The sequence below is a fragment of the Haloferax prahovense genome, from assembly GCF_000723845.1.
In the GTDB taxonomy this organism is placed as follows: Archaea; Halobacteriota; Halobacteria; order Halobacteriales; family Haloferacaceae; genus Haloferax; species Haloferax prahovense.
The window spans coordinates 539,305-551,246 of the sequence record NZ_LK053000.1; the positions used below are offsets into that span (position 1 = coordinate 539,305).

Below are 11,942 nucleotides of genomic sequence, written 5' to 3' on the forward strand. Positions count from 1 at the left end.
CCGGTTACACTCACCAATCAATTGATGCTCTCTCCCCGTCATGTCGGTGCATGACTCGGTCTCCCTCGCCGGGGGCGTCGGCGGGGACGGCACCGTCCGTTCTCTTCGTCGCACCCGACCGCACACGGGCGGACGCCGTCGCGGCCGCGCTCGACCGCCACGACGTGTCCGTCACCGTCGAGTTCGACCTCGGTGCCGCGCTCGACCGCATCGACGACCGGACGGTCGACTGCCTCTTGGTCCCGCGGCAGTTCGGTCAACACACCGCCGCCGACGTCGTCGCGCTCGTCCGCGACCGCCATCCCGAAGTTCCGGTCGTTCTTCTCGGCCCCGACAAGGCGGGCGACGACGGTGGTGGTGGTGGTGGCGGTGGCGACCCGCTCGCGACCGACGCCGCCGTCTACCGTTTTTCGGACGACGTCGACTCTATCTCCTACGACCGCCTCGCGGACCGCGTCCGGGCGGCGGTCGCCCGCTACCGAAGCTCGCAGGCCCAGCGCACCGAACGCGACATCGTCTCCCGACTCGAACGCCGCATTCAGCGCACCGAGCGGAAGATAACGTCGCTCCACGGCGTCGCCATGCGGCTCGCGTCGGCCTCCGACGCCGACGATATCTACGAGGAGACCGTCGAGGCGGCGGAGCGCATCCTGAACCTCGACATCTGTTTCGCCTTCGAGGCCGAGGCGGACCGGTTCGTCCCGAGGGCGCAGTCCTCGACGCCGACCGACCGCGAACTCCGGCCGGTCCCGAAGGGCGCGGGCGCGATGGGCGAGACGTTCCGCACCGGCGAGTCCCACCGCGCGGTCGACATGGAACTCCACGCGTTCGGCCGCCCCGAGTTCGGCGACTACCGCTCCGGGCTCAGCGTCGCCATCGGCTCCTTCGGCGTGTTTCAGGCGGTCTCCGAGCAGACCGGCGCGTTCGACGAAATCGACCTCGAACTCGCGGAACTGCTCGTCGCCCACACGAACGCGGCGCTCCAACGGCTCAGCTTCGAGCGCCGGCTTCGGGTCGAACGCGACCAGTACGCCGCCCTGTTCGAGAACAGCGCCGACTGCATCATCGACTCGGAGTTCGTCGACGGCGAGTCCGTCATCCGCGCGGTGAACCCGGCGTTCGAGGCGACGTTCGGTTACGACGAATCCGAGGTCGTCGGCCGCGCCATCGACGACGTGGTCGCGCCGGACGACCGCCGCGAGGAGGCCGCGGAACTCACCGAGATGGTCCGCGCCGGCGACTTCGTCCAGACCGAGGTGCGCAGGCGGACCGCCAACGGCGAGAGGGACTTCCTCCTCCGGTCGGTTCCGGTCGGCGAGAACACCATCTACGCGGTCTACACGGACATCACGGCTCGCCGGGACGTCGAACGCGAGGTCGAAGCCCAGAACCGCCGGCTCGACGAGTTCACGAGCGTCGTCTCCCACGACCTTCGCAACCCGCTTTCGGTCGCCACGGGTCACCTCGACATCGCTCGCGAGGAAGTCGACAACGACCACCTCGCGGCGGTGGCGCGGGCGCACGACCGGATGAACGCACTCACCGAGGAACTGCTCGTCCTCGCGCGGCAGGGAACCGACGCGTTCACCACGACGCCCGCGTCTCTCGCGGAGACCGCAGAGCGGTGCTGGGAGAACGTCGAAACCGGGGACGCGACGCTCGTCGTCGCGTCCGACCGGACCGTCGTCGCCGACGCGGGCCGGCTTCACCAACTGTTCGAGAACCTGATTCGCAATGCTGTCGAGCACGGCCCGTCGGGTGACTCCGGGGCTACCGACGGCGGCGACGAAGCCGAGGACCGCCTCACCGTCACCGTCGGCGCGCTCGACGACGGCTTCTACGTCGAGGACGACGGCGCTGGCGTCCCGCCCGAACTCCGCTCGCGCATCTTCGACAGCGGCTTTTCGACCGGCACCGCCGGCATCGGCTTCGGACTGACAATCGTCTCGAACGTCGCCGACGCGCACGGCTGGACGGTCTCGGTCGGAGAGAGCGACGCGGGCGGCGCTCGCTTCGAGTTCACCGGTGTGGAATCCGAGTCCTGAAGCCGGGTCGAAGGGGCGTGGACGTGTTCAGGCGAACTCCTCGTGGAGGTACGCGCCGAGGTAGCCGCCGAGCGCGCCGAGGCCGACGGTGTAGACGAGCAGCAAGGCGAGGCCGAACAGCGCGACGATGGCGATGCCGAGGATGCCGAGGCCGAACCCGCGCGGGTTGACGCCGATAGCGAAGATGCTGAAGAAGCCGAGGACGACGACGCCGAGGACCACGCCGACGAGACTCACGAACAGCCCGGAGACCGCGCCGGATTTCACGCCGAGTTCGCGGTCGCTTCCGGTCAGGTAGCCGGAGATTGCGCCGCCGAGGACGGTCGACCCCGGAAGCGGCGAGAGGACGATGCTGGCGACCGCGCCGACGAGCGCCGAAAACAGCAGGCTCTCGCGGTCGTCGCCGGGAGACGAGTCGGTCGTCGAAGACGGGGAGTGTTCCATGCCCGACACAACACGGCGGGGCGGCCTAACGCTTTCTCCGCCGCGGCGTCCCGCGGTCGGAGTTCCGGTACCGCCCCGTTTTTAGGACCGTGGCGCGTTTCAAACGAGCATGACCGGTGCCGCCCACGACGACTTCGGGTTCGACCACGTCCCGGAGACAGACCAGTCGTTCGAGAACGCCTTGGCGAAGGCGCGAGCGGGCGAGCGCCTCACGGTCGACGACGGCGTCGAACTCATCACGACGGGCACCGACCGCGAGGGAATCGACCCCGAACGCAAGGAACTCGTGCTCGAAGCCGCCGACCGGCGGCGCGCCGAGATGGTCGGCGACGACGTGACGTTCGTCGCCAACCTCAACAACAACGTGACGACGGCCTGCAACACCGGCTGTCTGTTCTGTAACTTCAAGAACACCGCCCACCTGTTCGAGTCCGACTCCGACGCCGACCACGGCGGCTTCACGAAGACGCCCGCCGAGTCCCGCGACATCGTCGCCGACGCGGTCGAGATGGGCATCTACGAGGTCACGTCCGTCTCCGGGCTCCACCCCGCGCTCGTCTTAGACGAGGAACACCGCGAGATTCTCGAATCCTCCGACAACCCCGCCGCCGAGGTGAACTACAAGCCGCCCGAGGCGTACGACACCGACCCCGCGAGCTACGCCGAACAGCTCTCGGCGATGTCGGTCGACGGCGCGCACGTCCACTCGATGACGCCCGAGGAGGCCCACCACGCCAAGCGCGGCACCGACTGGAGCTACGAGGAGGTCTACCGCCGCCTCGCCGACGCCGGCCTCGACAGCGCGCCCGGCACCGCCGCGGAGATTCTCGTCCCCGAGGTGCGCGAGGTCATCTGCCCCGGCAAAATCGGGACCGACGAGTGGGTCGCCGGGATGGAGGGCGCGATGGAAGCCGGCCTCGACGTGACGGCGACCATCATGTACGGCCACGTCGAGACCGAGAAACACCGCGTGCTCCACCTCGACGTGATTCGGGACCTCCAAGACCGCTACGGCGGCATCACCGAGTTCGTCCCGCTGTCGTTCATCCACCAGAACACGCCGCTGTACGACCGCGGCCTCGTGACCGGCGGCGCGTCCGACGACGAGGACGAACTGCTGGTCGCCGTCTCGCGCCTCTATCTCGACAACGTCGAGCACATCCAGTCGTCGTGGGTGAAGTTCGGGAACGCGAAGGCGCTGAAGCTCCTCAACTGCGGCGCTGACGACCTCATGGGCACGATTCTCTCCGAGGAGATAACGAAGCGCGCCGGCGGCGGTTTCGGCGAGTTCCGCTCGTTCGACGACTACGTCGACATGATAACCGCCATCGGCCGCCGGCCGGTCGAGCGCTCGACCGACTACCGGACTCGCCGCCCCATCGACCCCGACGACGGCCCGCATGGCCCGATGCTCGGGCCCCGCGCGGACGGGACACCCCTGCTCGACGGCCGCCGCGACCCGGCGACCGCCGACGACTAAGATGATGGCGACCACCCACGCGGCCGTGGGGCTGACCCTCGCGGCCCCGCTCGTCTTGGTCGCTCCCGAACTCGCGACCGCGGCGGCCGTCGGCGCGCTCGCCGGCGGCGTCTTCCCCGACGTGGACCTCTTCGTCGGCGTCCACCGCAAGACCCTGCATTTTCCCGTCTACTACAGCGTCGCCGCCGCCGTTTTCGGCGCTGTCGCCGTCGCCTCGCCCTCGACGGTCACCGTCGGGGTCGCCTTTTTCTTCCTCTCGGCGGGGCTCCACTCCGCGTCCGACTGGTTCGGCGCGGGCGACGAACTCCGGCCGTGGGACCGCACCTCCGACCGAGCGGTGTACGTCCACCCGGCGCGGCGGTGGCTCCGTCCCCGCTACCTCGTCCGCTACGACGGCGCGCCGGAGGACCTCGCGTTGACGCTCCTGTTTTCGGTCCCCGGCTTCCTCGCCTTCTCCGGCGGCGTCCGGGTCGCCGTCGCGGTCGGCGTCGCCGTCGCGCTGTTCTACACGGGCTTCAGAAAGCGGATGCCCGAGTGGTTCGGCATCTGAGACGCAGTCTCCGAGGTGGCGACCGCGCCCGCAGGCGCTCGTTCTGACCACGAAACTCATACGTCTCGGTCGCCGAGTAGGCGAAACGATGACGACTCGACGACGCCGACCGGCGCGGGGGGTGTTCGCCCCGTGATGGCCCCGACGCACGTGGCGATGAGCCTCGCGCTCGCCGCCGCCGTCGTGTTCGTCGCTCCCGCGGCCGCGCCGCTCGTCGTCGCGGCGGCGCTCGTCGGCGGCGTCTGTCCCGACCTCGACATGGTCGTCGGCGTCCACCGCCGGACGCTCCATCAGGTCGAGGCGTTCGTCGTCGGCTCGGTCGGGTTCGGCGCGGCCGCGCTCCTGACGGGCGACCCGCTGGCCGCGGCCGCGGCGACGGGGTTCGGCGCGGCGGCGCTCCACTGCGCGGCCGACTACCTCGGCGGCAGCAGCGAGGCTCGCCCGTGGGAGGCGCGGACCGACCGCGGCGTCTACGTCCGCAGTCTCGGCGGCTGGGTCGAACCCCGCCGACTCGCCACCTACGACGGCTCGCCCGGCGACCTCGCGCTCGCCGCGGCGCTCTCGGTTCCGGGCCTCCTGACGCTCGGCGACGGCCCGCGCGGGATTCTCCTCGCCAGCCTCGCCGTCGGCGTCGGTTACACGCTCGTCAGAAAACGCGTGCCGCAGCTCTCGGGCCGCGCGCCCGCGGTGACCGCCGCGGTCGTCGCGCTCTACTCAGCTCTCGTTCGCCGTCGGTAGAAAACTACCCCAAACCGGCCGACGGCCGCGTCGCTCTCACCGCGGAATCGACAGCGGACCGTCGCCGCGAGCGACGTTCCGGAACCGTCGTCCGTGCACGTCGTCGGCGCTGAGCCGGTCGGTAATCGGCTCGCGGAGCCACTCGCGGTCCCGCTCGGCTCCGTGCGCACCGTCGGGCTTCTCGTCCCGGTCGCGGACGCTATCGCCGTCGGGGAGGAACCGCTCGTAGACGGGCAGTCGCTCGCGGAGCGGGACGCCCGCCTCGTCGGCGATGTCGGCGAGTTCCCGGAGCGCCGGCCACTCGTAGTCGGGGTTGACGTAGTCGTCCGTGACCGGCGAGACGCCGCCGAGGTCGTCGACACCGCAGGGGACGAGGTCGGCCGCCGCCGAGAGGTTCGGCGGCACCTGCACCGACACCTCCTCGGGGAGCGCGACCCGCGCCATCGCGACGACCCGGCGCATCGTGTCGAGCGACGGGCGCTCGTAGTCCGACCGCTCGTTGGGGACGACGTTCTGGACGATGACCTCCTGAACGTGGCCGTAGCGCTCGTGGAGCGCGCGGATGGCGAGCAGACTCTCGGCGCGGTCGAGCCAGGTCTCGCCGATGCCGACGAGGATGCCCGTCGTGAAGGGGACGCCCACTTCGCCCGCGGCGCGGATGGTGTTGAGCCGCTGGCCCGGCGTCTTCCGCCGGTTGCCCGAGTGGGCGGCCACGTCGGCGGTCGTCTCCAGCATCACGCCCATGCTGGCGTTCAGGGGCGCGAGGTCGGCGAACTCCTCGCGGGTCAGGTCGCCGGGGTTCGAGTGCGGAAGGAGTCCCTCGTCGAGGGCGACTTCGCAGGCCGCCGCGAGGTAGTCGAGGATGTCGTCGTAGCCCCACTCGTCGAGCTGGCGGTGAACCTCCGTGTAGCGCTCGTCGGGGGCGTCGCCGAAGGTAAACAGCGCCTCCGTGCAGCCCGCGTCAGCGCCCGTGCGAACCGTCTCGCGGACCTCGTCGAGGGACATGAGCGTCGCCTCGCCGGGCACGTCGTAGTAGGTGCAGTAGGTGCAGGTGTACCGACAGGCGGTCGTCAGCGGGATGAACACGTTCCGCGAGAACGAAAGCGCCGCCGGCGCGTCGGCGTCATCGGGGGTGACGGCGAGCAGTCGCTCCACGTCGGCGTCGTCGATAGTCAGGTCGACTCCGTACTCGTCGGCACCCGCGAACATATCTCCCGGTGCGTGACGAGCCACTAAAAGCGTGTCACTCGCGGTCGATACGGCGGCGATTGGGGTCGCACGGAGAGACGGTAACACGGAAGTCGAGCTCGGGGCCGGATAGTTGGTGCCAGACACGTCTCCGGCCCGTCCGAGGCGCCGTCAGGCGCTCGCCCCGATTTGGTTGCGAGTGTGACTCGCGTCGTCGTCGCGACGTTCGGACTCCACTTCGACTCCCACGTCGTCTTCGCGACGCGGAAGCGCGCGGCGCACGTTGCCTCAGTTCCCGCCGGGCAGACGGACAACCGCGCCAGTCAATGTTTATCGTGGACCGTTAAGGTCTTATCGGCGCTCGCGGACGGCCTCAACTCTGCCCGACCCGCCTTCGAGGCGGACGCCGGCGTCGACCAGCCACTCGCGGGCGCGGCCCTCGCCGTGGACGAGCACTTCGACGAGGTCGGTCGGCTCGTCCACGTCGACGGCGAGTCGCATCGAATCCACCTCCGCGAACGAACAGCCGGCGTCGCGGGCGATTCGCCGGTGGTCGAGGATGGACGCGCCGTGGTAGTCGACGGAGAAGTCGGAATGGCGGACGACGAGCGCGTTCGTGCCGCCACCGAGGCCGGGCGCGGCGACCACGTCGGCGTCGGTCTCGAACAGCCGCGCGAGCGCCGTAGGCGTCGCGAGCGCGAGGTCGGCCATGACGACCGCGACCGGGTCGTCGCCGCCGAGTTCGTCGCCGACGACCTCGGTGAGCGGTCGGTCGTCCACGGTGACAGGCGCATCGACCGAAACGGGCGCGTCAGCGACGACTGTCGGGTCGCCGTCGGCCGCGCGAACGGCGTCGAGCACGTCCCGGAGCATCGCGACGGCGAACTCGCGTCGCTCGTCGGCGTCGAAAAACGGGGCGAGTCGGGTCTTCGGCGTTCGTCCCCCGAAGGGAACGACGACTCGCACTGAGAATCAGCCCAGTTTGTCGTAGGTCGTCTGCTGGGACCGCCAGTAGAGGAACCCACCGGCGATGAGCGCGACGACGAGCAGGCCGCCCGCGGCGTAGATGAGCAGTTGGGTCGTCTGACTCGACTGCTGTGCCTGGTTCGCGCTGGTCTCGGCTTCGTTGGCGAGGTTCGTCGCGAGGTTGAACTCTTCGCCGTTGAACGCTTCGACAGCGTTGTTGAACGTCTGCTGGGCTTGTTGCGTGTTGGCCCCACTCGCACTCTGAATCGCGGCCTGCGCGCTGTCGAGTTCGGCGCGCGCGGCGGCGCTGTCTTCGGTGTAGTGGTGGGCGGTCCACGTGTCGATATCGTTACTGGAGCCACCTTCGCGGGTCTGGTCGAGCGAGATAAGCGTGAACGTCTGCGCGGGGTCGTAGGAGTACGCCTCGACCTCGGGGACGGTCCCCGTCACGGAGATTTCCACTTCGCTCGTGCCGTCGCCAGCGGCGACTTGCGCGCCGCTGAAGTTCTGCCCGTCGAAGGACTGCTGGTCGACTTTCGCACCCGTCTGGTCGTAGTACGTGACGGTCCACGTCACGTCTTCCAGGTCGGTCTCGCCCGCGAGCGTCCACGATTCGAGTTGCGGATTCCTGTACAGTTCATCGAGGGTGGCCGTCGCGGTCACCTGTGAACCGACCTGCGCCTCGTTGGGAACGTTCTCGGACGCGACGCTCACCGCCCCCACCGGGCCCGCGAGGGCCGACAGGAGCACGACGAGCGCGAGCGCCAGCTTAGAAAAGCGACTCCAGTTCGTCTTCGTCATCGTTTATGAGGTTCTCCAGATTCGAATCGCTCTCTTGGCGGATCTCTTCGATGTTATCCTGCGCTTCGATGGCGACCTGCTGCAGTTCCTTGATGCGCGGGACGTTCGTCACGCCCGACAGGAGGATGACACTCGCCACCTTCCCCGCGCCCGGAATCGGGTAGTCGCCGCCGCGAACTTCCATGGAACCGGTCTGCTCCTCGATCCATTTCCGCCCGCGCTCTATGCCTTTCCGGTTCAGATGCTCCGGCGGACCAGCGAGTACGAGCAGCGCGCGCTCCGCGCCTTCGATCTCACACGGGAGCGTGAGTCGACCGAGCGCGGCCTTGCGAACGAGGCTCGTGATTCGGTTGGTCGTGTGCGCGGTGTCGAGGTTGTCGTCGGGCTCGTCGCCGCCCGTCAGCCGGGACAGGAGGCCGCCGCCCTTGTTCTTCCGCGGTTCGACGCCCTCGGAGGCGTAGCCGACGGTCGAGACGCCGCCGCCGGCGAGCGTGTTGATAATCTCCGACGAGTCGACGACGGACTCCGCGACCTCCTGTCCGTCTTGGACTTCGCCGGCGCCGAAGAGCACGCCGAATCGGTTGACGATCTCCTCGTTGATCTCGTCGTATCCCCCCTGTACCGACTCGCCGGTCTTCCGCCAGGCGTCGTTGTCGAACACGAGGAGGTTGTCGACCTCGCGGACGAACGTCTGGAAGGAGCGCGCGGCGTTGAGCGTGTAGATGCCACCCTCGTCGGACCCCGGCAGGATGCCGATACCGTAGACGGGTTCGGTGTAGATGCGCTTGAGGTGTTTCGCGAGGACCGGCGCGCCGCCGGAGCCGGTGCCGCCACCGAGCCCGGACACGACGAGGAAGGCGTCGACTTCGTGGACAGGGATGCTGTCGATGGCACCCTGTACCTCGTCGATGTCCTCCTCGGCGATTTCGGCACCGAGTTCGTTGTCCGCACCGACGCCATGTCCCTTCACGCGGGACTGGCCGATGAGGACGCGCTGGTCCTTCGGTATGTTCTTCAGTCCGAGCAAGTCAGCTTTCGCGGAGTTCACCGCGACCGCAGCGCGGACGATTCCGGCGTTGCGTTCCCGGTCGTACTCGACGAACTTGTCGACTACTTTTCCCCCGGCTTGCCCGAATCCGATCATTGCGAGCTTCATAGGTTCGGTCCCCTCGCCATTGCGTGAATTGCAGTACGAACGCAGACATAAGCGTTGTGATGGGGAAGTGTATATCAATCGTCAGATTATCGGCGAAAAACGGCGACACGAAACCGGTGTTAATCGGACATTATCCCGTAAGAACGGCTAATACCGGCGAAATGAGCCGGAGTTCACAACCGATTAATTCCCGCCAAACGTCGGACGACCGTCAGTTTCGCTCGGCGAGGTACGCGCCGAGTGTCTTCATCGACGAGGTGTCGATGCCGAAGACGCCCACGTCGTTCTGGTTGGTCGTGTTGTCGAACTGGAGCGAGCGGTACTGGTCTTTCCCCATCGGGAAGCCGGGGACCGCTCCGAGGACGGTCAGGCCGACGCCCGCGAGACTCATCGGCAGCGGGACGATGGTGATAGACTTGTTCTCGGCGTCGTACACCATCTCCGTGATTTCCCGGAGCGTGAGCTTTTCGGGGCCGCCGATGCGGTAGGTCTCGCCGACGTGGTCGTCGTCCTCGACGCCGTCCGCGAGCATCGGGACGAGATCGCCGACCCAGATGGGCTGGAAGCGCGTCTTCCCGTTGCCCGGAAGCGGGTACAGCGGGACGCCGGGGGCGAACATCCCCTTGAGCCGCTTCGTGAAGGAGACGAACTCGCCACCGTCGCCGAAGACGACCGACGGCCGGAAGATGACCCAGTCGAGGCTCGACGACTTAAGCGCCTGCTCGGCTTTCCCCTTCGAGCGGATGTAGGCGGTGTCGCCGTCGGTGTCGGCCCCGAGCGCGCTCATCTGGACGAGTCGGGGTACGTCGTTGGCCTCCGCGGCCTTCACGACGTTTTCGGTCCCCTGCCAGTGGACGATGTCGTGCATCCGGTTGCCGCCCTTCGGCTCGAACAGCGGCGAGAGCGCGACGAGGTTCACGACAGCGTCTTTCCCCTCGAACGCGCCCGCGATGGAGTCGTAGTCCGTTACGTCCCCCATCGCCTTCTCGACGCCGTCGGGGAGGTCCTCGCTGTTCGGACTCCGCGACATCGCGGTCACGCTGTGTCCCCGCGACTGCAGTTCGCGGCAGAGATGGCTCCCGATGAATCCGCTTCCGCCGACGACAAGGACTTTCATGGCGTAATATTCGGCGGAATGAGGGTAAAGCTAACGGGGGATAGAGGTCGATTTCGCCGGGGAACGCTCCGATGGGAACGACGCTCCTCGAACGGGTGTGTTCGACTCTCCGACCCGCGGCGACGGTTTCCACGCGGACCCGCTCAGAAGAGAACCGAAGGCGCGACCGAGCCGTCGGTGCGCTTTACCATCCGACCGATTCGGTCGTAGACGACTATCTCCGCGGTCGCCTCGGGACACTCGTCGGGCGCGTCGCTCGGGTGGTCGACCTCGGACTGTTTCGTCGCGAACGACGTGTCAGTCGGGGGGACGCTCTCGTCGAAGCGGACGACGCTGTACGGTTTTTCCCTCGGTAGGAGGTCGTTCCACCACTCTCGGGTGGCCGTCACTGTCTCACGTATCGGCTTGCGTTGACATTATCATTGCGGCGGCTCGCTTCGGCGCGCTTTTTCCGGAGCGCCGAGTTGGTAGGGTATGCTCGTCACGCTCGAAGGGCTCGACGGGAGCGGGAAGACGACCGTCTGGGAGGCGCTCCACGACGCGTACCCCGACGCCGTCTTCACGCGCGAGCCCACGTCGGACTCGTGGTACGGAGAGGCCGTCAACCGCGCTATCGCCGACGACGACGCCGACCCGCTCGCCACGCTGTTCCTCTTTACCGCCGACCACGCGGACCACCTCTCGCGGGTCGTCCGTCCGGCCCTCGCCGACGGCGACCTCGTCATCTCCGACCGCTACTCTGACTCGCGGTACGCCTATCAGGCCGCCTCGCTCCGCGACAGCGACCTCCGCCGCCCGATGGAGTACATCAGGGGTATCCACACGGCGTTCACTCGGCCGCCGGACAAGACCATCTACCTCGACGTGGACCCCGAGACGGCCGCCGCGCGCAGCGGCGCGACGAACAAGTTCGAACAGGCGGCGTACCTCGCGGACGTGCGCGCCAACTACGAGCGACTCATCGAGGCCGAACCGGAGCGGTTCGTCCGCGTCGACGCGACGCAGTCGCCCGAGGACGTGCTCGACGCCGTCGAGGCGGCGCTCGAAGAGATTCTCGCGGAGAACTAAACTAGTCACCGACCGGCTCACGCCTCACCGCGAGTTCGGGAGGTTCTCGTACTCCTCCGGCGGCGGGACGTAGAGCGTGTCGATGGTGAACCCGAGCGCGAGTGGCATCCCTATCATCACGCCGAGCGCGGCCGTGGGGCTGCCGAGGTCAACGCCGATGCCGAACACGCCGGAGAACACCAGCGTCGAGACGAACAGCACGAGCGGGATGAGAAACACGGCGTACAGGATGTAGCCCCACTGCGTCTTCAGTCGAAGGCGGAAAAAGCGGGTCATGACCGCCGCGATGAGCGTGTGGAGGGCGATGACCGCGCCCATGAGCACGAGGTTGACCACCGAGACCATAGCCGACCTACGGAGGCGGTGGTCTTTGGCCTGTCGCTCTCGGT

The 11,942-nt window shown here is 68.1% G+C and carries 13 protein-coding genes; 5 read left to right on the top strand and 8 right to left on the bottom strand.

Features of this window, described 5'->3' with window-relative positions:
* Positions 1-50: 50 nt before the first annotated feature.
* Positions 51-2,045, top strand: coding sequence for a hybrid sensor histidine kinase/response regulator (locus BN984_RS02455; protein ID WP_008095874.1), 1,995 nt, complete (start codon positions 51-53; stop codon positions 2,043-2,045).
* A gap of 27 nt (positions 2,046-2,072) precedes the next feature.
* Here the strand turns inward: BN984_RS02455 and BN984_RS02460 are convergent, their stop codons facing one another.
* Entirely contained in the window at positions 2,073-2,489 is a 417-nt protein-coding gene (locus tag BN984_RS02460) for a DUF5518 domain-containing protein (protein WP_008095873.1), read from the bottom strand.
* A 109-nt stretch (positions 2,490-2,598) separates the two neighbouring features.
* Here BN984_RS02460 and cofH point away from each other — a divergent pair, with 109 nt between their 5' ends.
* The 3 genes from cofH to BN984_RS02475 all read left to right on the top strand — a co-directional run bounded on the left by cofH (position 2,599) and on the right by BN984_RS02475 (position 5,257).
* Complete coding sequence (cofH, locus tag BN984_RS02465; protein ID WP_049967583.1) at positions 2,599-3,969, top strand: 7,8-didemethyl-8-hydroxy-5-deazariboflavin synthase subunit CofH; 1,371 nt, start codon at positions 2,599-2,601, stop codon at positions 3,967-3,969.
* A 1-nt stretch (position 3,970) separates the two neighbouring features.
* Positions 3,971-4,519: a hypothetical protein gene (locus tag BN984_RS02470; RefSeq protein ID WP_049967584.1), complete on the top strand. Its 549-nt coding sequence runs from the start codon at positions 3,971-3,973 to the stop codon at positions 4,517-4,519.
* Positions 4,520-4,654: 135 nt separating this feature from the next.
* Positions 4,655-5,257 carry a hypothetical protein gene (locus BN984_RS02475; RefSeq protein ID WP_081909172.1) on the top strand — a complete coding sequence of 201 codons (603 nt, stop codon included), beginning with the start codon at positions 4,655-4,657 and terminating at the stop codon, positions 5,255-5,257.
* Positions 5,258-5,293: 36 nt separating this feature from the next.
* Here BN984_RS02475 and cofG read toward each other — a convergent pair whose 3' ends face one another.
* The 6 genes from cofG to BN984_RS02505 all read right to left on the bottom strand — a co-directional run bounded on the left by cofG (position 5,294) and on the right by BN984_RS02505 (position 10,874).
* On the bottom strand, positions 5,294-6,466 hold the full coding sequence (gene cofG, locus BN984_RS02480) for a 7,8-didemethyl-8-hydroxy-5-deazariboflavin synthase subunit CofG (protein ID WP_049967585.1): 1,173 nt from the start codon (positions 6,464-6,466) through the stop codon (positions 5,294-5,296).
* A gap of 330 nt (positions 6,467-6,796) precedes the next feature.
* Positions 6,797-7,411 (bottom strand): 2-phospho-L-lactate guanylyltransferase, encoded by a 615-nt coding sequence (gene cofC / locus BN984_RS02485; protein WP_049967586.1) that lies wholly within the window; start codon positions 7,409-7,411, stop codon positions 6,797-6,799.
* 6 nt (positions 7,412-7,417) lie between these two features.
* Positions 7,418-8,212, bottom strand: a complete 795-nt coding sequence (locus tag BN984_RS02490; RefSeq protein ID WP_008095864.1) for a hypothetical protein — start codon at positions 8,210-8,212, stop codon at positions 7,418-7,420.
* Positions 8,181-9,368 (bottom strand): tubulin/FtsZ family protein, encoded by a 1,188-nt coding sequence (locus BN984_RS02495; RefSeq protein WP_004975628.1) that lies wholly within the window; start codon positions 9,366-9,368, stop codon positions 8,181-8,183. The genes BN984_RS02490 and BN984_RS02495 overlap by 32 nt, the downstream gene beginning before the upstream one ends.
* A gap of 211 nt (positions 9,369-9,579) precedes the next feature.
* Positions 9,580-10,485, bottom strand: a complete 906-nt coding sequence (locus BN984_RS02500) for a complex I NDUFA9 subunit family protein (protein ID WP_049967587.1) — start codon at positions 10,483-10,485, stop codon at positions 9,580-9,582.
* 143 nt (positions 10,486-10,628) lie between these two features.
* Entirely contained in the window at positions 10,629-10,874 is a 246-nt protein-coding gene (locus BN984_RS02505) for a hypothetical protein (protein WP_008095863.1), read from the bottom strand.
* 85 nt (positions 10,875-10,959) lie between these two features.
* Between BN984_RS02505 and tmk the strand changes: the two genes are divergently transcribed.
* Entirely contained in the window at positions 10,960-11,553 is a 594-nt protein-coding gene (tmk, locus tag BN984_RS02510; RefSeq protein WP_008095862.1) for a dTMP kinase, read from the top strand.
* 24 nt (positions 11,554-11,577) lie between these two features.
* Here tmk and BN984_RS02515 read toward each other — a convergent pair whose 3' ends face one another.
* On the bottom strand, positions 11,578-11,898 hold the full coding sequence (locus tag BN984_RS02515) for a hypothetical protein (protein ID WP_004975623.1): 321 nt from the start codon (positions 11,896-11,898) through the stop codon (positions 11,578-11,580).
* Between the last annotated feature and the right edge of the window lie 44 nt (positions 11,899-11,942).

What these genes read in the sequence shown, in the direction of transcription:
- BN984_RS02455 (WP_008095874.1), top strand. Translation starts at nt 51, where the DNA reads ATGACTCGGTCTCCCTCGCCGGGGGCGTCGGCGGGGACGGCACCGTCC.
- BN984_RS02460 (WP_008095873.1), bottom strand. Translation starts at nt 2,489, where the DNA reads ATGGAACACTCCCCGTCTTCGACGACCGACTCGTCTCCCGGCGACGAC.
- cofH (WP_049967583.1), top strand. Translation starts at nt 2,599, where the DNA reads ATGACCGGTGCCGCCCACGACGACTTCGGGTTCGACCACGTCCCGGAG.
- BN984_RS02470 (WP_049967584.1), top strand. Translation starts at nt 3,971, where the DNA reads ATGATGGCGACCACCCACGCGGCCGTGGGGCTGACCCTCGCGGCCCCG.
- BN984_RS02475 (WP_081909172.1), top strand. Translation starts at nt 4,655, where the DNA reads ATGGCCCCGACGCACGTGGCGATGAGCCTCGCGCTCGCCGCCGCCGTC.
- cofG (WP_049967585.1), bottom strand. Translation starts at nt 6,466, where the DNA reads ATGTTCGCGGGTGCCGACGAGTACGGAGTCGACCTGACTATCGACGAC.
- BN984_RS02490 (WP_008095864.1), bottom strand. Translation starts at nt 8,212, where the DNA reads ATGACGAAGACGAACTGGAGTCGCTTTTCTAAGCTGGCGCTCGCGCTC.
- BN984_RS02495 (WP_004975628.1), bottom strand. Translation starts at nt 9,368, where the DNA reads ATGAAGCTCGCAATGATCGGATTCGGGCAAGCCGGGGGAAAAGTAGTC.
- BN984_RS02500 (WP_049967587.1), bottom strand. Translation starts at nt 10,485, where the DNA reads ATGAAAGTCCTTGTCGTCGGCGGAAGCGGATTCATCGGGAGCCATCTC.
- tmk (WP_008095862.1), top strand. Translation starts at nt 10,960, where the DNA reads ATGCTCGTCACGCTCGAAGGGCTCGACGGGAGCGGGAAGACGACCGTC.
- BN984_RS02515 (WP_004975623.1), bottom strand. Translation starts at nt 11,898, where the DNA reads ATGGTCTCGGTGGTCAACCTCGTGCTCATGGGCGCGGTCATCGCCCTC.